Raw genomic sequence first — 18,467 nt, 5'->3', positions numbered from 1 at the left:
GATATGAGCAGAACAGCGCGGGTGGAGCGCGTCACCAAGGAATCCAGCATTCTGGTCGAGCTGAACCTCGACGGCACCGGGCAGACCGAGATCTCCACCGGTGTCCCGTTCTACGACCACATGCTGACCGCGCTCGGCGCGCACGCCGGGTTCGACCTGGTCGTGCGGGCCGAGGGCGACATCGAGATCGAGGCACACCACACGGTCGAGGACACCGCGATCGTGTTCGGTCAGGCGCTGGGCAAGGCGCTGGGCGACAAGAAGGGCATCCGCCGCTTCGGCGACGCGTTCATCCCGATGGACGAGACCCTCGCGCACGCCGCCGTCGACGTGTCCGGCAGGCCGTACTGCGTGTTCACCGGTGAGCCGGAACACCTGGTGCACACCATCATTCCGAGCGCCGGCCCCGGCGCCTCGTACTCGACCGTGCTCAACAAGCACGTGTTCGAGTCGATCGCGCAGAACGCCAGGATCGCGCTGCACGTGCGGGTGCTCTACGGCCGCGACCAGCACCACATCACCGAGGCCGAATTCAAGGCGGTGGCGCGGGCTCTGCGCGCGGCCGTCGAGATCGACCCGCGGGTGAGCGGCGTTCCGTCGACGAAAGGTGTGCTGTGAGTTCGAAATCCGTCGTCCTGCTGGATTACGGCTCCGGCAATCTGCACTCCGCCGAGCGCGCGCTGGTGCGGGCCGGTGCGCAGGTGGAGGTCACCGCCGACCCGCAGGCCGCGCTCGCCGCCGACGGGCTGGTCGTCCCCGGTGTCGGCGCGTACGCGGCCTGCATGGCCGGGCTGCGTGAGGTGCGTGGTGAGCGGATCATCGGCCAGCGCCTCGCCGGTGGCCGACCGGTCCTCGGCATCTGCGTCGGAATGCAGATCCTGTTCGACCGCGGGGTTGAGTTCGACGTGGAAACCGAAGGCTGCGGCGAGTGGCCGGGCACCGTCGCCCGTCTCGACGCCCCCGTCCTCCCGCACATGGGCTGGAACACGGTCAAGGCCCCCGCCGACAGCACCCTGTTCGTCGGCCTCGACGCCGACACCCGCCTCTACTTCGTCCACTCCTACGCCGCCCAGCAGTGGGAACTCCCCGAGAACGAGCACATCGCGCCCCCGAAGCTCACCTGGGCCGAGCACGGCGTTCCCTTCCTCGCCGCCGTCGAGAACGGTGTCCTCTCGGCCACCCAGTTCCACCCGGAGAAGTCCGGTGACGCGGGTGCTCAGCTGCTGCGCAACTGGATCGGGTCGCTGTAGCTCGGACGCTGCTCTGCTCAGCGGCTCCCTGTGCGGTGGCTTTCTTCCGCGGTCGCGGGCCTGAGCGGTTCGCCTGCCAGGAAGCCCGCGATCGGTGCTGCGCAGCGGGCAGCGTCGTCGAACCACGGGGCGTGGCCACCGGGGACGACGACGAGACGCGCGCCGGGAATCCTCGTCACCGATGGTCGTGCCAGATCGGGTGAGCTGAACACGTCGTGCTCGCCCCAGACGAACCGCACCGGGGTGTCGATCCGTGCCAGTTCTTCGTCGGTCAGGACGTTTTCGGGATGCGGGGTGCGGCCGCGCATGAGTCGGCACAGCAGGGCGCGGTACGACGCGGCTTGGCCGGGCAGGCGCAGTGGCAGGCGGTGCAGGTCGAGCAGGTCGTCGGACATGGCACGTGCCGCGGGGGCGCCGATCGCCTCCGTGAGGGCGAAGCGGGCGACGAACCGAGGGGACGGTAGTTGCATCAGGCGCTGGTCGAGACCGCCACGGATCGGGGAGGTCAGCGATGCCATCTCGGCGATGCCCCGGGATCCGGGTAGTGCGGTGGCCGGGGTGGCGACGATCGCCGCTCGCGTCAGCCGGTCCGGTGCGTCCAGCGTCGCCCACAGGGTGAACAGGCCGCCCAGCGAACTGCCGACGAACGCGGCCTGTTCCACCTCCAGCGCGTCCAGAGTTCCGGTGAGCACGCCCATCGCGAGCTCGCGGACGGTCCGTCCCTGCCAGGAATACGGGGGCGCGAGGCTGTGGCCCGGCAGATCGACGAGGATGTGCCGGAACCCGGGCAACTGGGCGACGAGGGGTGCCATGCCCATGACGGGCGCCGAGATGCCGTTGATGTGGACGACAGGGTCACCGGATCCTGTCGTCAGGACGCGGACCTGCACCGAGGGGTCGCGGAGTGTGACCAGGCGTTCGGTGATCGTCAGTCCGTAGGTGCCGGCCACCCGTTGTTCGGCCGCTCGGATCCGGTGTTCGAGTCCCTGGGATTTGCTCATGCACCTACTGTCGGGCTCGGGTGCGGGCGGCGTCTTGAACGAATGTTCCGGCGGTCAGGGCGCCGCGAGCACGCCCGGCGTGATCCCGGCGAAGGCCAAGACATCACGGTGCAGATGTGACTGGTCCGAATATCCGCAGGCCACCGCCACATCGACGGGGGAGCGGCCCGACACCAGCAGGTCGAACGCCGACCTGAACCGGACCACCATCGCGGCACGTTTGGGCGTCACCCCGACCTGCGCCGTGAATCTCGACCACACGCGTTTGCGACTCCATCCGGTGAGCTCGGCCAGGTCCCGTACCCGCACGTCACCGTTGCTCGCGACGACGCGATGCCAGCAGGCGGCGACTTCGGGGTCGGCTGACCTGGTCGATGCCCGGTCGGTGAGGAACCCGGTCGTCAGAGCGAATCGGTTTGCCCACGTTGCCGTTTCGGCCAATTGCTCGCGGAGCAGTGTTGCCGCCGTGCCCCAGACGTCGCCGATATCGGCCACAGTGTCGCGCAGATCGCCGGGTACACCACCCAGCAGCCGGTAGGCGGCGATCGGCGACAAACGCACCTCGAGACATTCGAATCGGTGCGTGCCGACACGGTGCGGTCCCGGCGACAGGCCGGCGACCACACCACCGAAGCTGTTCTGCCCGAGGGTATTTCCCACGGCGAGTCTGCTCTCGCCGAACTGGACGACCACGATGACGTCCGGCCGGGCGACGACCTGCATGTCGGCCCCGGTGCCGACCCGATCGCGAAAACCGCCCATCGCCACCCCATCGATCGAGGGTGCGCTCGGTCCGGCTACCTCCCAGCCCGCGAGTTCACGTTCGGACATGATCGGCCGCACCGTTCGAGACTACGAGCGTGGTGGCCGTCCCGGCAACGGGTCAGTGGTTGTCGAAGCGGGCGCGGTCGGCGGCTTCGGTGCCCGCGTCCCAGCCCTGCTCGCTGCGGATCGTGATGCCCCTGGTGCGGACGGTGGGGAAGTAGGTGTCGAAGGCCTTGTCCACTCGCTGCTGGTGGGACGCGAGGACCGGGAGCAGGCGGTCCGGGTCGGGGGATTCGGCGATCGTCGCCTCGGCGGCCTTGGTGAGGCGCTCGCCGATGCGGGCGGCGTAGGCGGTGAGGAAGGCCTTGCGGTAGTGGCGGGAGCGGGATTCCTCGGTGGTCGTGGTCTCGATCATCGCGCGGGTGGCTTGGACCAGCAGCGAGGTCGACAGGAGTTCGACGGCGTCGAGGTCGGTGTCGTCGCCGACGATGGTGACGAAGCCCCAGTCGGCGAGGAAGATCGCGCGGCAGCGGTTGGCGCGGGTGACCATGTCGACGAGGAGGGCTTTGGCGTCGGTGTAGGGGGTTTCCAGCCAGATGCGGCGGGCGGCGGGGAGGTCGTGGCCGGGGGTTCCGTGGTCGAGCAAGGCGCGGTCGATCGCGTATTTGGTCATGAGTTCCTGCGCCTTGGCCGAGAGGGTTTCCGCCTCCTCGGCGAAGGAGGTCGACTCGGCTTTGGCCAGGAGCCCGCGGACCCGGCCGAGGGTCTTCTCGTCGACATGGTGGTGCGCGTGCCTGCGCGCGGTGCCGGGCAGCGGCAGGATCTGTTCGAGTTTCGGCAGGCGGATGAGCAGGGCGAGGGCGGTCAGTGCGGCGACAAGCGCTTCGGAAGCGGTGAGCAGCGTGCGGTCGGCCCACTGCGCGAGGTGCGAGCGCTGCGCTGTCCACCACACCGTGGCGCCCACCTCGTCCAGTTGCGACTGCCAGATCTCGTCGACGGCTTCGGCGGCGAAGTCGACGCGGTGCGCGGCCATCAGATCCGTCAGATAACCGGCCGCGAACTCGTCCACCCGCCTGCGCGCGGCGGCATGGATGTCGGCGGGCAACCATCCGAACTCGAACGCCCTGTCGATGATCCGGGCACCGGCGAGCTCGACTCCCCGAGCCAGGTCCGCACCGGCGACCTGCTCGGCGAAGCGCTCGATCGCGGTGGTGTCACCCTGGGCGGCGAGGAAGGCGACGGTCGCGATCGCGTCGGCGACCTGCGCTGGATCACCCGACAGCGCGGCCTCGACCGGAAGTCCGGCGGCGGCCGCCGGTCGCCGTCCTGTGCGGCGACGACGGTTCTGCTTGGCCACGAGCTGCGGGATCCTTGTCCGTCGGAGGAACTGCCGGGCGGGGGCAGCAGCGAATTGTTCGCGTCGTCCATTGTCCCGTACGGCCCCGGTGGCGCGGCGTGCTCATCCGGTCGATCAGCAACGTTCGGGAGTGCCCGGCGCCGGCGAATCGACTTCGTTTCTCGCCCAAGGGGATCCGAGCCGAAGCGGTTCCAGATCGCGCCGCGCTGGCTTAGGGTGACGACATGAGCTATCGGGGGATGCTGGCCGACGAACGTCGGGAACTGGTCGAACTGCTACGCGGGCTCACCGAGCAGGAGTGGGAGACACCGTCGCTGTGCGCGGGCTGGCGGGTGCGTGACGTCGTCGGTCACCTGCTGACGGACACGCTCGGCCCACTCGACTACGCGGCCGCCGCGGCGCGCAACCGCGGTTCGGTGGACCGGATCAACAACGCGCTCGCCGCCTCGTTCGCGACCTTGCCGACCGCGCAGCTGGTGCACAAGTTCGAACACGAATCGGGCAAGCTGTCGAAATTCTCGCCGCGGCTCATGCTGTCGGATCTGATGGTGCACCAGCAGGACATCCGGCGGCCACTGCGGCGCCCGCGCACCATTCCCGCTGATCGCCTGATCGCGGTCCTGTCCTATCCGGACCCGTTCGCCTCCCCGGGTAAGCGGACCAGGGGCCTGCGGTTCGTGGCCACCGATATCGGATGGTCCTGGGGTGACGGCCCGGAAGTCCGCGGCCCCGGCGAGGCCATCGCCCTCGCTGTCGTCGGCCGCACCGTCGTCCTCGACGAACTCACCGGCGGCGGCGTTCCCGAACTCCGCCGCCGCTGCAGCTGACTTCGGCCGGCTTTCCGCCCGCAGTACCCGGACGCATTGGGAGTGCGGTGGCGTACGTCGACCACCCGCACCCAAGACGTCGGGGCGGAGACCACCTATGTCAATCGACCCAGCCTTGCGCACCGTGTTCCCTCCGAAACTAGGCCTGGATCACCAGGACGCCCGGGTCGAGCGCAAGGTTTGTTCAGGTAGCTGCAAGCCGCATCGCCAGTGATTTTGGATTCCTCGCGGCAGCAGTGAGAATGGGCGAATGCTTGGGGAGGGGAGATCTCGGGGATTCGAGGTGAGCCGTGCTTACCGGACGTAAGTATCGGGTCGAGTTCACGCACGGGCAGGCCGAGTTCGCCGAAACGATCGGGGCGATCTGCCGGTCGGTGTGGAACACCGGGCTCGAGCAGCGACGCGAGTACCGCCGCCGCGGCTCGTGGATCAACTACCACGAGCAGGCTGCGCAACTCGCCGGTGCCAAGAACACCCATGACTGGTTGAAGACCGCGCCGTCGCACGTGTTGCAGCAAACCTTGATGGATCTGGATCGAGCCTGCCGCCAGCACGGTACGTTTCAGGTGCGGTGGCGGTCCGGCCGGGCATGGTCGCCGTCGTTCCGGTTTCCCGCCGGAAAACAGATTGCTGTCGAGCGGCTCGGTAAGCGGTGGGGGCGAGCGAAGTTGCCGAAGCTGGGGTGGGTGCGGTTCCGCTGGTCACGCAGTCTGGGTGGGATGGTGCGGTCGGCCACGGTATCGCGAGACGGACAGCGCTGGTTTGTTTCGTTCCTCGTCGAGGACGGCCACACCACCCCGCCCCAACATGTCGGGACTTCGGCGGTTGGTGTGGATCGTGGTGTCAAGGTGGCGGTCGCGGTGTCAGACGGCACCCTGTGGGACCGGCAGTTCCGCACCCGGGGTGAGGCGGTCCGGTATCGGCGGTTGCAGCAGCAGTTGGCCCGGCAGCGCAAAGTCAGCGCGAACCGGAAGAAGACGCTTGCCGCGCTGCGGGTGATTCGGCGACGCGAGCGTGACCGCAGGGCCGATTTCTGTGCGTGGACCTCGAGCCGGCTCGCCACACGGCATGCCCTCGTCGCGCTCGAGGATCTGCGTATCCATAGCATGACCGCCTCTGCGAAGGGAACGCTAGAACATCCCGGCAGCGAGGTCAGGCAGAAGGCCGGGCTCAACCGCTCCATTCTGGACAAGGGTTGGTATGCCTTCGAGTCGGCTCTGTACGGTGTCGCCCGGTACACGGGCGCTCAGGTCGTGAAGGTACCGGCGGCGTATACGTCTTTGACGTGTTCGGGCTGCCGCAGTGTGGACCCGGAAAACCGTGAGAGCCAAGCGGTGTTCAGGTGTACTAACTGCGGGCACAGTGAGAACGCGGATGTTAACGCGGCCAAGAATATTCTGTACGCGGCAGGGCATGCCGTGTCGGCCTGTGGAGACCTCGGGGCTACCCGGTCTGCGAAGCAGGAACCAGGTGGGAAAACCGCGAGGCGATACCACCCAACTACCGTCTAGGTAGGTTGGAATCCCCGGCTTCAGCCGCGGGAGGACGTCAACATGTGAGTCTTGTGCTTTTCCCGGGCTGCAATTCGTGGCCTCCGACATCCATTTGTCGTGGGGCGACGGACTGGAGGCTCGGGGAAGGGGAGGCGAGGCCATCACCCTCTCGGTCGGTGGCCGCAGCGTCGTCCTCGACGAGCTGATCGGCGGTGGAATACCTGAACTCTGCAAACCGCTGCGGCCCACCTGGGTGAACGTCACACGGCTTCCGCTGCCCGGGTGACACGGGCCTCACCTCGGCAGACCGATGAAGGGAACCGGAGTCCGGACCTACTAAGCTGCCCTTGTGAGTCTTGTGCTGTTGCCCGCTGTCGATGTCGCCAATGGTGAGGCCGTGCGCCTCGTGCAGGGGGAGGCCGGTAGCGAAACCAGCTACGGGTCGCCGCGGGACGCGGCGCTGGCATGGCAGCAGGCCGGTGCCGAGTGGGTGCATCTGGTCGACCTGGACGCGGCGTTCGGCAAGGGAAGCAATCGGGAGCTGATCGCCCAGGTCGTCGGTGAGCTCGATGTCAAGGTCGAGCTGTCCGGCGGTATCCGCGACGACGACTCGCTGAAGGCGGCGCTGGCCACCGGGTGCGCGCGGGTCAACATCGGTACCGCGGCGATCGAGAACCCGCAGTGGTGTGCGCGGGTGCTCGGTGAGTACGGCGACCGGATCGCGGTCGGGCTCGACGTCAAGCAGATCGACGGGGAATGGCGGCTGCGTGGTCGCGGCTGGGTGACCGACGGCGGCGATCTGTGGGAGGTGCTCGAACGCCTCGAGCGCGACGGGTGCGCGCGCTATGTCGTCACCGATGTCTCCAAGGACGGCACGCTGACCGGCCCCAACCTCGAGCTGCTGAGCGAGGTCGCCAACGCCGCCGAGGCACCGGTGGTCGCCTCCGGCGGTATCTCGGTGCTCGACGACCTCGTCGCCATCGCGGGCCTTGCCGAGGAGGGCGTGGAGGGCGCGATCATCGGCAAGGCGCTCTACGCGGGCCGGTTCACCCTGCCCGAAGCCCTGGCCGCGGTGCGCTGACCCCCACGATGACCGCCGCACCGAGCACCGCCGAACTGACCGACCTGCTGGCCGTCGCCACCCAGGTACTGGACGGGGTCGTCCCGCGCTTCGTCGAGGGGATCGGTGCGCCGAGCGCGGTCGCCAAGGGCCGCAACGACTTCGCCACCGAACTCGACCTCGAGCTGGAACGCACCATCACCGCCGAACTGCAGCAGCGCACCGGAATCGCGGTGCACGGCGAGGAATTCGGCGGCCCGGCGCTCACCTCGGGCACGGCGTGGGTGCTCGACCCGATCGACGGCACCTTCAACTACTCCTCCGGCCACCCCATGTCGGGCACGCTGCTCGCGCTGGTGCACGAGGGCGAACCGGTGATCGGCCTGACCTGGTTGCCCCTGCTCGGCCACCGCTATTCCGCGGTCGCCGGCGGTCCGCTGCTCGTCGACGGCGTCGCGATGCCGCCGCTGGAGCCGGGCAAGCTCGCCGACGCGATGATCGGGTTCGGCGCGTTCAATCTCGACTCGGCGGGCCGCATCCCCGGCCAGTTCCGGTTCGACCTGCTCGGCGCGCTGAGCAGGCTGTCCTCACGGGTGCGGATGCACGGCGCCACCGGCATCGACCTGGCCTTCACGGCCTCCGGCGTGCTCGGCGGCGCGGTCGTGTTCGGGCACCATCCGTGGGACAACGCGGCCGGTGTCGCGCTGGTGCGGGCCGCGGGTGGCGTGGTCACCGACCTGGCAGGCGCGCCGTGGACGATCACCTCCGGTTCGGTGCTGGCCGCCGCGCCCGGGGTGCACGAAGAACTCCTGGACATGATCTGCACGGTCACCGAAGAAGAACGAGGGTGAACACCATGACACCGCGCACCGAGGAACGGCCGGAGACGGCGGCGCCGAGCACCTTGGCCGTCCGCGTGATCCCCTGCCTCGACGTCGACGCGGGCCGGGTGGTCAAGGGCGTCAAGTTCCAGAACCTGCGCGACGCGGGCGACCCGGTCGAACTGGCCGCCACCTACGACGCCCAGGGCGCCGACGAACTGACCTTCCTCGACGTCACCGCCTCCACCGGCGATCGCGGCACCATGCTCGACGTGGTGACCCGCACCGCCGAGCAGATCTTCATCCCGCTCACCGTCGGCGGCGGCGTGCGCACCGTCTCCGACGTCGACCGGCTGCTGCGCGCCGGCGCGGACAAGGTGTCGGTGAACACCGCCGCCATCGCCCGCCCCGAGGTGCTGTTCGAGATGTCGCAGCGCTTCGGCGCCCAGTGCATCGTGCTCTCGGTCGACGCGCGCACCGTGCCCGACGGCCAGCCCGACACCCCGTCGGGCTGGGAGGTCACCACCCACGGCGGCAAGCGCGGCACCGGCATCGACGCGGTCGAATGGGCCATCCGCGGCGCCGAACTCGGCGTCGGCGAGATCCTGCTGAACTCGATGGACGCCGACGGCACCAAGACGGGCTTCGACCTGCCGATGATCGCCGCGGTCCGCGCCGCGGTGAGCGTCCCGGTGATCGCCAGCGGCGGCGCGGGCGCGGTCGAGCACTTCCCGCCCGCCGTGCACGCGGGTGCCGACGCGGTCCTGGCCGCCAGCGTGTTCCACTTCGGCGACCTCACCATCGGCCAGGTCAAGGCCGCGATGCGCGCCGAGGGAATCACCGTCCGCTGACTTACAGCCCCATTTCGGCGGCGATGATCGTGCGCAGCACGTCGCTGCTGCCGCCCTGGATGCGGTCGATGCGGTGGTCGGCGTAGAGGCGGGCGATGGGGGAGTCGGTGAGATAGCCTGCGCCGCCGTGCAATTGCAGGCAGCGGTCGATGACACGGCCCGCGGTTTCGGTGGCGAACAGTTTCGCCGAGGCGGCGTGGGCGGCGCCGAGTTCGCCGCGGTCGTGTGCGGCGAGCGCGCGATCGACGACCGCCTCGACGGCGTCGACCTCGGTCTGGCAGGCGGCGAGTTCGAACTTCGTGTTCTGGAAGGCCGAGACGGGGTGGGTGAACGCGACGCGGTCCTGGGTGTGCTTGCGCGCGAAGCGGATCGCGGCCTTGGCCTGGGCGTAGGCGCCGACGGCGATGCCGAGGCGTTCCTGGGGCAGTTGCCCGGAGAGATGGGTGATCCCCTGGTGTGGCGTGCCGAGCAGGTCGGCGGCGGGCACCCGCACATCGGTGAAGGTCAGTTCGGCGGTGCCGCTGACCTTGCGGCCCAGCGTGTCGAGCTGGCGCCCGACCCGGAAGCCCGCGGCCGTCGCGTCAACGACCAGCAGGGACAGGCCGTAGGACGGGTCGTCGGGGCGGGGCGCGGCGGTGCGCGCGCACACGATGACCCGGTCGGCGTGCACGCCACCGGTCACGTAGGTCTTCGATCCGTTCACCACATACGTGCCGCCGTCGACGGACAGCGGTGCGGTGGTGCGCATCTCGCCGGGTTCCGCACCGGTGCCCGGCTCGGCCACCGCCAGCGCGAACATCATGTCGCCGGTGACGATGCCGGGCATCCACCGCGCCTGCTGCGCCGGGGTGGCCAGCGTCTTGACCAGCGGCAGGCACCGGGTGACGTGGGCGCTCGAACCACCGAAGGAGACAGCGGCCCGCGCGATCTCCTCGGCGAGCACGGTCCGGTACCCGAACGACTCGCGACCTGCCCCGCCGAACTCGACCGGCGCCTCGAGCCCGAAGACGCCGAGTTCGCCGAGCCGGTAATAGAATTCGCGCGGCACGAGCCCGTCGTCGTACCACTTGCCGAAGCTCGGTACCACCTCGGATTCGATGAACGCGCGCATCGTCGCCCGGAACGCGGCGTGATCGGCGTCGAAAACTGTTCTGCGCATCAGGAATTCCTTACCGGCCGGGAAACGGCCACGAGCCGGCCCGCCCGATCGTGGTTCGGGCGGGCCGGCGGAGTGCGGACGGTGCTACTTCGCGGGGGCAGGCACCGTGGGGTCCTTGCAGTACGCGCCGAGTTCGGCCGGGCACGGCGCGACGATCGTCGAGAAGTACTGGTAGGCCGAGAACAGCGCCAGCGGCCCGCCGACCGTGACCAGCCCGACCATGCCGCCGACCGCGCCGAGGGTGGCCGCGCCGAGCACACACCCGGCGACCGTGGCGCCGACCCACGGGACCAGGAGCACGATCACCGGGCTGGCGATGGCCGCACCCGCCGCGCCACCGACCAGACAGCCGATACCGCCGCCGAGCACGGCGCCGATGATGGCCGCCACGGCGCTGCCGATGGTCAGGCGCTGGGCGAAGATGCCGAGCGCCGTCTGGTCACGTGGGGTGAAGGATTCGGCGACCTGCTGTACGGCCGAGTCCTGGGTGATCACGTTCGTCGCTGCGGCGGCCGGGGCACCGCCGTCCTTGGACGGTGTCAGCGTGGCTTTGCCGCCGTCGATCGTGGCGGCGATCGGAAAGACCTTGTCGTCCATGCGGTAGGACAGCGGCAGCGCGGCGACCGGGACATCGGCGCCGGTGGTGAGCACCAGCTGGTCGCCGACGACCTGGAGTTTGCCGTCACTGGTGGTGACGACGGCGGTATCGCCCTGCCTGCTGACCTCGTAGTGCACGTCGGTCTGCGCCGGTGCCGGGTCGGCGTGGCCGGTGCCGGTGCCGACACAGAGGGCCAGCGCCGTCAGGGCGGCGGTCGCGAGCGTGGTGGACATCTTCATCGGTGATCCTCATCGATCGGGGGTGTTCTTCGGGTGTTTCGCGGCGTGCCGCGGAACGAGCGGGGGCTATTTGCCGGTGTCGATCAGGCCGTCGGTGAGCGACCAGTGGTTGCCCGAGAAGGTCTGGATGCCGACGGCTTCGAGGGGATAGCCGTCGTCCGCGCCGGTCTTCATCGTGATGCCGGGCAGCAGCAGGTCGACCGAGACGTTGTCGAGCGAGCGCATCGCATCGCGCAGGCCCTCCCTGGTCGGGCACGTCGCCGATTCCATCGTCTTGCGGAAGCTCTCGGCCATCGCCCAGCCTGCCAAGGTGTGCTGGTTCTCCGGATCGGCGCCGGGCGCGTACTGCGCCACCTTCGACTTGAAGGTCTGCATGCCCGCGTCCTGGGCCCAGCGCGCGTCGGCCGGGTCCTTGAGGAAGGCGGCGGTGACCACGCCCTGGACGTTCTCCAGCCCGACCGGCCGCAGCGTGGCCATCGTGTTCGACACCTGGGTCACCACGTGCAGCGGATTCCAGTCGGTGTTGCGCACGTCGGCGGCCAGCGCCTGCGAGGCGAACTTCGGGGTCGAGAAATTCAGCAGCACATCGGCTTTCGAGTTCGCGAGGTTGCGGACCTGCGCGTCGACGGTGGGGTCGGTGACCTCGAAGCTCTGCTCCGCGACGACCTTGACGCCGCTGCCTGCGACCCCCTCGGTGAACGCGGCGAGCAGATCCTTGCCGAAGTCGTCGTTCTGGTAGAGCACCGCCACGGTCGCGGTCGGTCGCTGCGCCTTCACGTACGTCGCGTAGGCGAGGGCTTCGGTGCGGTAGCTGGGCTGCCAGCCCATGGTCCACGGATGTTCGGTGCCTGCGCCGAACTTGGTGGCTCCGGTGGCGACGAACACCTGCGGCACCTTGCGCTGGCCGAGGTAGTCCCACACCGCCGAGGACGTGGCAGTGCCGAGGGTCTGGAAGACCGCGAACACCTGATCCTGTTCGACGAGCCTGCGCGTCTCCTCGACGGTCTTGGGCGGCTGGTAGCTGTCGTCGCGCACCACGTACTCGACCTTGCGTCCGTCGATGCCACCCTGTTCGGCGTTGACGTAGTCGAAGTAGGCCTTGATGCCCTTGGGGAGTTCGCTGTACGCCGAGGCCGGACCCGACAGCGGATACACCCCGCCGAGTTTGATGCTGGTGTCGGTGATGCCGGTGGTCTGCTGCCCCTTGCAGTCGCCGAGCCCGACGGTGCCGGTGTCGGCGCCACGACCACCGCAGGCGGTGAGTGTCGCGAGCAGCGCCGCCGCGAGGCCGAGCGAGTGGATCGCCTTAGTGCGCATGTGTTTTCCCTTTCCGAACGAGATGTCCGAGCCGTTGCGCCAGCCGGCCGGTGAGACCGGCCAGTCCGGTGGGCGCGAGGTACATGACCGCGATGATCAGCAGTCCGAAGATGACGCCGGGTGCCGCCTGATTGACGTCCTGAGCGAAGCTGGGCACGAACATCACGAACAACCCGCCGAGCACCGGTCCCCACGTGGTGCCGAGCCCGCCGACGACCAGGCCGGCCAGCAGCGTCACCGACAGGGTCAGAGCGAACGAGTCCGGCGAGACGAACGCGATCACCCATGTGTAGACACAGCCGGCGACACCGGCCAGCAGCGCGCTCCAGGCGAAGGCGAGCGTCTTGTAGTGGGCGAGGTTCACGCCGAGCACTTCGGCGGCGATCTCGTTGTCGCGCACCGCGTGCAGCGCGCGCCCCACCCGCGACCGCAGCATCCCGGCGACCAGCACGAAGCTCAGGACGGTGGTGACCAGCGCCAGGAAGTACAGCCACTGATCCTCGGCCAGCCCGGTCCAGGCGGGCGGCACCGGCTTGGTGACGGTGAGTCCCATCGAGCCGCCGGTCAGCCCGTCGAATCGCTTGAGCAGCGGGACAAGGAAGATCGCGATCGCCAGGGTGACCAGCGCCAGGTACAACCCGCGCAGCCGCAGCGCCGGGACGCCGAGCGCGAAGCCGAGGACGAAGGTCACCGCCGCCGCGATCGGGATGGTCGCGAAATACGGTGTGTCCCACCGTTCCATCGCCACGGCCGCGGTGTAGGCGCCGACCGCGAAGAACGCCCCGTGACCCAGCGAGATCTGGCCGGTGTGGCCGACCAGCAGGTTCAACCCGAGCAGGGTGACGGCGTAGATCATGGCCATGGCGAGCTGGAAGGTGCGGAAGGGCACCAGCTGGAACGGCGCCGCGCAGGCCACCAGGATCACCACCGCGGTGGCGATCACCGGCCAGCGGAGCTGTCCGAGCCGGTCGGCGAACGAAGCCGCCGATGGCGCGCCCGAAGTCGATGTCGTCGTTATCGTGTTCAACTCGCTCATACCCGTTCCACCGCCGCGTGTCCGAACAGACCTTGCGGGCGCAGCAACAGCACGCCCAGGATGATCACCAGCGGCACACCGATCTTGAGTTCGGTGCCGATCGCGTCGACATAGGCGCCGGTGAGGGTTTCGGCGACGCCGACGATCAGGCCGCCGGCCACCGCGCCGCCGGGAGAGTCGAAGCCGCCGAGGGTCGCCGCGGCGAAGGCGTAGATGAGGACGCCGCCCATCATGTTCGGCTCGAGGAACAGCAGCGGGGCCGACAGCACCCCCGAGACCGCGCCGACCAGCGCGGCCAGGCCCCAGCCGAGCGCGAGGACGGTGCCGACCCGGATGCCGACCAGCTTGGCGGACTGGGGATTACAGGCCACCGCCCGCATCGCCAAGCCGATCCCGGTGAAGCGGAACAGCAGATACAGCAGTCCCATCACCGCACCGACAACAGCGAAGATGCCGAGGCTGCCGTAGCCGACGCTGATGCCCGCGGTGCGCAAAGCGCCGTCCGGGAACGGATTCGGGAACGACTTCACCTGGTACGACCAGATCCAGCCTGCCACGGCGTGCACGGTGAAGAACAACCCGACCGTGACGATCACCAGGGTGATCTCGGGAGCGCCCTCGACCGGGCGGATCACCACCCGCTCGATGAGCATGCCCGCGACGAAGGAGATCGCCAGCGTGAGCGGCAGTGCCGCCCAGAACGGCATGGTCTGGCTGAGCTGCCAGGCCAGGAACGCCGAGAACATGGCGAGCTCGCCCTGGGCGAAGTTGACGATGCCGGTGAACCGGTAGATCAGGACGAGGGCCAGCGCGAGGCCCGCGTAGATCGCGCCCGCCGAGAGTCCCTCGACGAGTTGCTGCACGAATTCGGTCACGGCTGCACCCGGATTCCCAGGTAGGAGCGGGTGACCTGATCATCGGCCCTGATCTGTTCGGCGGTGCCGGACAACACGATGCGCCCGGTCTCGAGCACATGTGCCTGATGGGCGATCCCGAGGGCCAGATGCGCGTTCTGCTCGACGACGATCACGGTGGTGCGTTCCTCCTCGTTGATGGTGTGCACGATCCCGAACAGCTCCTGGGTCACCAGCGGGGACAGCCCGAGCGAGGGTTCGTCGAGCAGCAGCACCCGTGGGCGCAGCATCAGCGCACGGCCGATGGCGAGCATCTGCTGCTGGCCGCCCGACAGCCCGCCCGCCGGATCGCGGCGCTTGTCGCGCAGGATCGGGAAGTAGTCGTAGATGCGGCGCAGGTCCGCCTCGGTGCCCGAGCGGTCGCGCCGGGTGTAGGCGCCGAGGCGCAGGTTCTCCTCGACCGACAGCGGTGCGAAGGTGCCACGGCCCTCGGGGACGTGGGCGACACCGAGCCGGGCCATCGCCTCCGGAGCGCGGCCGGTCACCTCGGTGCCGTCCAGCCGCAGGGTGCCGCGCACCTTGACCATGCCGCACAGGGCGCGCAGCAGGGTCGTCTTGCCCGCGCCGTTCGGGCCGAGGATCGCGCAGACCGCGCCCTCGGCGACCGAAAAGCTCACGCCGTGCAGTACTTTCGCCGCGCCGTAACCCGCGTGCAGGTCGGTGATGGACAGAAATTCGCTCTGCGCGCTCATGCCGCCGCTCCCAGGTAGGCACGGATGACGGCCGGATCACGTTGCACCGCTTCGGGTTCGCCCTCGGCGATGACCTGCCCGAACTCGAGGCACACCACGCGATCGCAGGTGCCCATGACGAAACCCATGTGGTGTTCGACCACCACGACGGTGAGGTCGAGGTCGGTCTGCAGCGCGCGCAGGCGTTCGGCGAATTCGTCGACCTCGCCGTGGCTGAGGCCGTTGACCGGCTCGTCGAGCAGCAGCAGCCGCGGCCGGACCGCGAGCGCTCTGGCCAGTTCGATGCGTTTGAGCGTGCCGAACGGGAGGCCCGAGGCCGGATGGTCGGCGACCGCGGTCAGGTCGAGCCGCTCGAGCAGATCGTCGGCTTCGGCGCGCAGGGCCCGTTCTTCCCGGCGGACCTTCGGCAGCCGCAGTCCCGCGGAGACGAAACCGGCGGTGGCACGGTGGTGCGCGCCGACGAGGACGTTGTCGCGCACCGACAGGCGGGGAAACAGGCCGAGGTTCTGGAAGGTCCGGGCGATGCCGAGGCCGGCCAGCGCGTCGGGCCGGACGGTCGACAGATCGGTGTCGCGATAGCGCAGGGTGCCCGAGGTCGGGCGGTTGCGCCGGGTCATGCAGTTGAACAGGGTGGTCTTGCCCGCTCCGTTCGGTCCGATCAGGCCGACCATCTCGCCGGGAGCGACCGCGAACCCGACCTCCCGCAGGGCGGTGATCCCGCCGAAGCGCACCGTCAGGTTGGTTATTTCGAGCATGCGATGACGGTAAGTTCGCAGGTCACCGGCCACATCGGACGTTGCGGACCAAATTCTGCGCGCGATCTCGTCCGCTGCGGACATGGTCCCGGCTCGAGCGGCCGGAGGCGATAGCGGAGCGTGACCGCGGAGGCCGCCCGAGCATGCCGATCGGACACTGCCTGGTTGACACCGGGAAACCGGACATGCAAACTCCCCGGACATGTCGGCTGGATCACATCTGCTCACCGCGTCGGTCTCGGACCCGCTGCACGCCGAACGTGCCCGGATCGTCGCCTGCGCCTACGACCACGCCGACGACATCGCCGACGACGTGATGACCAAGCTGCGCGCCGAGCTGCCCGGCTACGGGACCGCCGACCCCGGCTTCCTCGCCGACGTGCACGACCAGCTGGCCCGGCTCAGCCGCACCGGTCTCGGCGCGCTGCTCGAACGCAAGCGGGTCACCCCGGCCGATGTCACCTACGCCAGGCAGGCCGCCGCGCGCAGGGCGCGCTCGGGTCTGCCGCTGGTCGACTACATCGCCGCGTTCCGGCTGGGTCAGCGCGCCATCTGGAAGTCGCTGCTCGCCCACGCGGGCGACACCGAGGCGGGCCGCGAGGCCGTGCTGTCGCTGGCCGGTCCGCTGGCCCGCTACACCGACCTGATCAGCACTCAGGCCACCGACGCCTACCTGGAGTTCCAGCAGTACGTGGCGGCCGAGTCGGGCCGCGACAGCCAGGCGCTGATGGACACGCTGCTGGAGGGAACGCTGCCCGCGGGCGGGCCGCATCTGTCGGTGGCCACCGCGCACGGGATCGGCGCCGATCGCACCACACCGCTGGTAGTCGTGACCGCTGTCGTGCTTGACGCGTCCGCCGACGGGCTCAGTGAGACACGGCAACTGGTGTCGGCCGCCGCGGCGCGGGTCGGCGTCAACGGGTTGCGCACGCTCTCGGTGGTGCGCGGCGGCGAGATCGTGGCGATTCCCGCGCTCGGGCGCGACGGTTCGGCCGAGCAGCTGTGCGAACGACTGCGCGCGATGCGCGCGGAACTCGCCGCCGAGGGCATCGCGCTCGCCGTCGGCGTGAGCACCGCGGTCACCGAGGTCGCCCAGATCCCGCGCGCCTACCGGCAGGCCCAGGCCGCACTCGCCCTGCTGCCCGAGGACGGCGGCGTCCTCGCGCTGCCACAGATGACGCCGTTCCGGTACCTGCTGCTGCGGGCCGACGACACCACCCGCCAGCTCGTCGACCCGCGCATCGGCACCGCACTGGCCGACGACCGCGCCCGCGGCGGCTCGCTGGCCGAGACCATCCGCGCCTTCGCCGCCGCCGACATGAACCTGCGCGAGGCCGCCGACACCCTGCGGATCCACTTGAACACCGCCAAGTACCGGCTCGGGCGGATCCAGGAACTCACCGGCCGCAATGTGCGCAGCGTCAACGACCTGGTCGAACTGCTGGTGGCGATCGAGCTGCAGACCGGGCAGTCGGGTCGCCACGGTGCGGCTGTTATAAACGAGGCATGAGCCTGGATCCCGCCATCGCCGCACGCCTCAAGCGCAACGAGGCGGGTCTGGTCGCCGCCGTCGCCCAAGAGAAGTCGACCGGCGACGTGCTGATGATGGCGTGGATGGACGACGAGGCGCTGGCCAGGACCATCGAAACCCGCAAGGGCACGTACTATTCGCGCTCGCGTCAGCAGTACTGGGTCAAGGGCGAGACCTCCGGCCACACCCAGTACGTGCACGAGGTGCGCCTGGACTGCGACGGCGACACGATCCTGCTGATCGTCGACCAGGAGGGCGCGGCCTGCCACACCGGCACGCACACCTGCTTCGACACCGACGTGCTGCTCGCCGCCGACTAGTCGCCGTCCTCGGCGAGCACCCGGTTCAGCCGGTCCGACAGGGTTTCCCCGAGCTCGGCCAGCTGGGCGGTCTGCTCGGCGTCGAGACAGTCCAGGACCAGTCTGCGCACGGCGTCCACGTACCCGGGCGCCGCCTCGAGCACCTTCTCGAAACCGGCATCGGTGAGCACGGCATGCACCCCGCGCCTGCCCGCGGTCGTGTCGCGGCGGGCCCAGCCGAGCCGCTCCAGCTTGGAGACCACATGCGACAGGCGCGATAGCGACGCATTTGCTTTGTGGGCGAGGTCACTCAATTGCAGGCGATGGCCCGCTTCCTCGGACAGCAGGCTCAGCACCCTGAACTCGAAATGGGTCAGCCCGGACTCCCGTTGCAAGCGGGTGTCCAATGCGCCCGGGATCCGGGTCATGAGCGCCACGATCGCCTGCCACGCGCGCTGTTCGACGGGGTCGAGCCACTGGGTCATCGCCTGCACTGCCTCGC

20 protein-coding genes are annotated in these 18,467 nt (G+C 69.4%); 9 read left to right on the top strand and 11 right to left on the bottom strand.

Annotated features, from left to right (window positions below):
* The first annotated feature begins 3 nt into the window (after positions 1–3).
* Together hisB and hisH are read left to right on the top strand one after the other, a co-directional pair.
* Positions 4–618: an imidazoleglycerol-phosphate dehydratase HisB gene (hisB, locus tag ACWF9G_RS28235; RefSeq protein ID WP_189033963.1), complete on the top strand. Its 615-nt coding sequence runs from the start codon at positions 4–6 to the stop codon at positions 616–618.
* A complete protein-coding gene (gene hisH / locus ACWF9G_RS28230; RefSeq protein WP_452518996.1) occupies positions 615–1,250 on the top strand; it encodes an imidazole glycerol phosphate synthase subunit HisH in 636 nt (211 codons plus the stop codon). The genes hisB and hisH overlap by 4 nt, the downstream gene beginning before the upstream one ends.
* A 17-nt stretch (positions 1,251–1,267) precedes the next feature.
* On the opposite strand, the gene ACWF9G_RS28225 is transcribed toward hisH, so the two are convergent.
* The 3 genes from ACWF9G_RS28225 to ACWF9G_RS28215 are packed head-to-tail and all read right to left on the bottom strand — an operon-like array spanning position 1,268 to position 4,373.
* Entirely contained in the window at positions 1,268–2,251 is a 984-nt protein-coding gene (locus tag ACWF9G_RS28225) for an alpha/beta fold hydrolase (RefSeq protein ID WP_452518995.1), read from the bottom strand.
* Positions 2,252–2,305: 54 nt separating this feature from the next.
* Complete coding sequence (locus ACWF9G_RS28220; RefSeq protein ID WP_452518994.1) at positions 2,306–3,082, bottom strand: helix-turn-helix domain-containing protein; 777 nt, start codon at positions 3,080–3,082, stop codon at positions 2,306–2,308.
* A 52-nt stretch (positions 3,083–3,134) separates the two neighbouring features.
* Positions 3,135–4,373 carry a DUF2786 domain-containing protein gene (locus ACWF9G_RS28215; protein ID WP_452518993.1) on the bottom strand — a complete coding sequence of 413 codons (1,239 nt, stop codon included), beginning with the start codon at positions 4,371–4,373 and terminating at the stop codon, positions 3,135–3,137.
* 224 nt (positions 4,374–4,597) lie between these two features.
* Here ACWF9G_RS28215 and ACWF9G_RS28210 point away from each other — a divergent pair, with 224 nt between their 5' ends.
* From ACWF9G_RS28210 to hisF, 5 genes are all read left to right on the top strand, one after another.
* Positions 4,598–5,200 carry a maleylpyruvate isomerase family mycothiol-dependent enzyme gene (locus tag ACWF9G_RS28210; RefSeq protein WP_452518991.1) on the top strand — a complete coding sequence of 201 codons (603 nt, stop codon included), beginning with the start codon at positions 4,598–4,600 and terminating at the stop codon, positions 5,198–5,200.
* A gap of 290 nt (positions 5,201–5,490) precedes the next feature.
* The gene (locus tag ACWF9G_RS28205; protein WP_452518990.1) at positions 5,491–6,711 is read left to right on the top strand and encodes an RNA-guided endonuclease InsQ/TnpB family protein; all 1,221 of its coding nucleotides are present in this window, start codon (positions 5,491–5,493) and stop codon (positions 6,709–6,711) included.
* 331 nt (positions 6,712–7,042) lie between these two features.
* On the top strand, positions 7,043–7,774 hold the full coding sequence (gene priA / locus ACWF9G_RS28200) for a bifunctional 1-(5-phosphoribosyl)-5-((5-phosphoribosylamino)methylideneamino)imidazole-4-carboxamide isomerase/phosphoribosylanthranilate isomerase PriA (RefSeq protein WP_379088469.1): 732 nt from the start codon (positions 7,043–7,045) through the stop codon (positions 7,772–7,774).
* A gap of 8 nt (positions 7,775–7,782) precedes the next feature.
* Positions 7,783–8,604: an inositol monophosphatase family protein gene (locus tag ACWF9G_RS28195; RefSeq protein WP_379308763.1), complete on the top strand. Its 822-nt coding sequence runs from the start codon at positions 7,783–7,785 to the stop codon at positions 8,602–8,604.
* A gap of 5 nt (positions 8,605–8,609) precedes the next feature.
* Positions 8,610–9,425: an imidazole glycerol phosphate synthase subunit HisF gene (gene hisF / locus ACWF9G_RS28190; RefSeq protein ID WP_379308764.1), complete on the top strand. Its 816-nt coding sequence runs from the start codon at positions 8,610–8,612 to the stop codon at positions 9,423–9,425.
* Position 9,426: 1 nt separating this feature from the next.
* Here hisF and ACWF9G_RS28185 read toward each other — a convergent pair whose 3' ends face one another.
* The 7 genes from ACWF9G_RS28185 to ACWF9G_RS28155 form a co-directional block, all read right to left on the bottom strand.
* The gene (locus tag ACWF9G_RS28185; RefSeq protein WP_452518988.1) at positions 9,427–10,584 is read right to left on the bottom strand and encodes an acyl-CoA dehydrogenase family protein; all 1,158 of its coding nucleotides are present in this window, start codon (positions 10,582–10,584) and stop codon (positions 9,427–9,429) included.
* A gap of 84 nt (positions 10,585–10,668) precedes the next feature.
* Entirely contained in the window at positions 10,669–11,421 is a 753-nt protein-coding gene (locus ACWF9G_RS28180) for a hypothetical protein (protein ID WP_452518986.1), read from the bottom strand.
* A 66-nt stretch (positions 11,422–11,487) separates the two neighbouring features.
* Positions 11,488–12,738, bottom strand: coding sequence for an ABC transporter substrate-binding protein (locus tag ACWF9G_RS28175; RefSeq protein ID WP_379310119.1), 1,251 nt, complete (start codon positions 12,736–12,738; stop codon positions 11,488–11,490).
* Complete coding sequence (locus ACWF9G_RS28170) at positions 12,728–13,774, bottom strand: branched-chain amino acid ABC transporter permease (protein WP_379310118.1); 1,047 nt, start codon at positions 13,772–13,774, stop codon at positions 12,728–12,730. The genes ACWF9G_RS28175 and ACWF9G_RS28170 overlap by 11 nt, the downstream gene beginning before the upstream one ends.
* Positions 13,771–14,649, bottom strand: a complete 879-nt coding sequence (locus ACWF9G_RS28165) for a branched-chain amino acid ABC transporter permease (protein ID WP_379310117.1) — start codon at positions 14,647–14,649, stop codon at positions 13,771–13,773. Before ACWF9G_RS28165 ends, ACWF9G_RS28170 begins: the two co-directional genes overlap by 4 nt.
* Positions 14,646–15,380, bottom strand: a complete 735-nt coding sequence (locus ACWF9G_RS28160; protein ID WP_379310116.1) for an ABC transporter ATP-binding protein — start codon at positions 15,378–15,380, stop codon at positions 14,646–14,648. The genes ACWF9G_RS28165 and ACWF9G_RS28160 overlap by 4 nt, the downstream gene beginning before the upstream one ends.
* On the bottom strand, positions 15,377–16,135 hold the full coding sequence (locus ACWF9G_RS28155; protein ID WP_379310115.1) for an ABC transporter ATP-binding protein: 759 nt from the start codon (positions 16,133–16,135) through the stop codon (positions 15,377–15,379). Before ACWF9G_RS28155 ends, ACWF9G_RS28160 begins: the two co-directional genes overlap by 4 nt.
* A gap of 202 nt (positions 16,136–16,337) precedes the next feature.
* Between ACWF9G_RS28155 and ACWF9G_RS28150 the strand changes: the two genes are divergently transcribed.
* Together ACWF9G_RS28150 and hisI are read left to right on the top strand one after the other, a co-directional pair.
* Positions 16,338–17,645 (top strand): PucR family transcriptional regulator, encoded by a 1,308-nt coding sequence (locus tag ACWF9G_RS28150; RefSeq protein WP_452518983.1) that lies wholly within the window; start codon positions 16,338–16,340, stop codon positions 17,643–17,645.
* Positions 17,642–17,986, top strand: a complete 345-nt coding sequence (hisI, locus tag ACWF9G_RS28145) for a phosphoribosyl-AMP cyclohydrolase (protein ID WP_189033976.1) — start codon at positions 17,642–17,644, stop codon at positions 17,984–17,986. The genes ACWF9G_RS28150 and hisI overlap by 4 nt, the downstream gene beginning before the upstream one ends.
* Here hisI and ACWF9G_RS28140 read toward each other — a convergent pair.
* Entirely contained in the window at positions 17,983–18,450 is a 468-nt protein-coding gene (locus ACWF9G_RS28140; protein WP_379310113.1) for a MarR family winged helix-turn-helix transcriptional regulator, read from the bottom strand. The two genes, hisI and ACWF9G_RS28140, sit on opposite strands and share 4 nt — an antisense overlap.
* Positions 18,451–18,467: the final 17 nt, after the last annotated feature.

It is taken from the genome of Nocardia sp. NPDC055029 (assembly GCF_053608525.1).
This window is presented reverse-complemented; position numbering and strand designations above follow the sequence as displayed.

Excerpts from the sequence above, each read along its gene's own strand:
- hisF (WP_379308764.1), top strand. The coding sequence starts at position 8,610 with ATGACACCGCGCACCGAGGAACGGCCGGAGACGGCGGCGCCGAGCACC.
- ACWF9G_RS28180 (WP_452518986.1), bottom strand. The coding sequence starts at position 11,421 with ATGAAGATGTCCACCACGCTCGCGACCGCCGCCCTGACGGCGCTGGCC.
- ACWF9G_RS28195 (WP_379308763.1), top strand. The coding sequence starts at position 7,783 with ATGACCGCCGCACCGAGCACCGCCGAACTGACCGACCTGCTGGCCGTC.
- ACWF9G_RS28210 (WP_452518991.1), top strand. The coding sequence starts at position 4,598 with ATGAGCTATCGGGGGATGCTGGCCGACGAACGTCGGGAACTGGTCGAA.
- ACWF9G_RS28170 (WP_379310118.1), bottom strand. The coding sequence starts at position 13,774 with ATGAGCGAGTTGAACACGATAACGACGACATCGACTTCGGGCGCGCCA.
- ACWF9G_RS28225 (WP_452518995.1), bottom strand. The coding sequence starts at position 2,251 with ATGAGCAAATCCCAGGGACTCGAACACCGGATCCGAGCGGCCGAACAA.
- ACWF9G_RS28175 (WP_379310119.1), bottom strand. The coding sequence starts at position 12,738 with ATGCGCACTAAGGCGATCCACTCGCTCGGCCTCGCGGCGGCGCTGCTC.
- ACWF9G_RS28220 (WP_452518994.1), bottom strand. The coding sequence starts at position 3,082 with ATGTCCGAACGTGAACTCGCGGGCTGGGAGGTAGCCGGACCGAGCGCA.
- ACWF9G_RS28155 (WP_379310115.1), bottom strand. The coding sequence starts at position 16,135 with ATGCTCGAAATAACCAACCTGACGGTGCGCTTCGGCGGGATCACCGCC.
- ACWF9G_RS28185 (WP_452518988.1), bottom strand. The coding sequence starts at position 10,584 with ATGCGCAGAACAGTTTTCGACGCCGATCACGCCGCGTTCCGGGCGACG.
- hisI (WP_189033976.1), top strand. The coding sequence starts at position 17,642 with ATGAGCCTGGATCCCGCCATCGCCGCACGCCTCAAGCGCAACGAGGCG.
- ACWF9G_RS28150 (WP_452518983.1), top strand. The coding sequence starts at position 16,338 with ATGTCGGCTGGATCACATCTGCTCACCGCGTCGGTCTCGGACCCGCTG.
- ACWF9G_RS28160 (WP_379310116.1), bottom strand. The coding sequence starts at position 15,380 with ATGAGCGCGCAGAGCGAATTTCTGTCCATCACCGACCTGCACGCGGGT.
- hisB (WP_189033963.1), top strand. The coding sequence starts at position 4 with ATGAGCAGAACAGCGCGGGTGGAGCGCGTCACCAAGGAATCCAGCATT.
- ACWF9G_RS28140 (WP_379310113.1), bottom strand. The coding sequence starts at position 18,450 with ATGACCCAGTGGCTCGACCCCGTCGAACAGCGCGCGTGGCAGGCGATC.